The 691-nt window shown below is 28.7% G+C and carries 1 protein-coding gene and 1 pseudogene; both read right to left on the reverse strand.

Annotated features, from left to right (window positions below):
• Positions 1-410 (reverse strand): tetratricopeptide repeat protein (locus GQX97_RS15020; protein WP_232473418.1); only part of this gene is annotated, 410 nt, incomplete at its 3' end.
• Positions 320-691: pseudogene (locus GQX97_RS15025) on the reverse strand (hypothetical protein); the annotation flags it as partial. The gene GQX97_RS15020 and the pseudogene GQX97_RS15025, both read right to left, overlap by 91 nt.

The following is a 691-nucleotide window of genomic DNA, read 5'->3' on the forward strand; positions in this document are numbered from 1 at the left end:
TTAACTAAAGTTTCAGCATATCTATATCTTTCATCTACAACTTTCTCATTTGCAATATTATCTTTAGTAAGCACTTCTCTATAATATTTATTAGCCTTATCATAATCTCCAAGCTCATAATAAGAATTAGCCAAATCTAATGATATACYATCCTTATTATCTATAAAACTGCTGTCATAAGATATTTCTAATTCTTTTACAGCATTTTGGAAATCTCTAGATGCTGATAATATCCTTCCATAAAGTAAATGATAATTATAATTAGAAGAATCCAAAGCTATAGCCTTTTCAATATTTTGCTGAGCTGCATGATAGCTTCTCATTTTATAATAAGAAAAAGCAAGCATATACAATAATTCAGGATTGCTGTCATTACGTGTAGCTGCCAATGACAAATATTTTTGAGCCAATATCCACTCACCGCTTGATAAGATATAAGACCTGCTTTATATAAAGAATCATAATCCTGATTTTTTATTTTTATTATATAATCATATTCATCTAAAGCCTTTTTAGAGTTTCCAGTCTCTTCATAAATATTAGCCAAAAACTCACGCACCTTTAATTCGGTAATATCTTTAGTAAAATAAGCACCGTCTAACATAGATTGCAATGCCGCCATAGCCAATATATACTGATTTTGTTTATAATATAAATTGGCACTATACCATAATATAATTGGGTCTTTTCT

The organism is Brachyspira sp. SAP_772 (assembly GCF_009755885.1).
Taxonomy (GTDB): domain Bacteria; phylum Spirochaetota; class Brachyspiria; order Brachyspirales; family Brachyspiraceae; genus Brachyspira.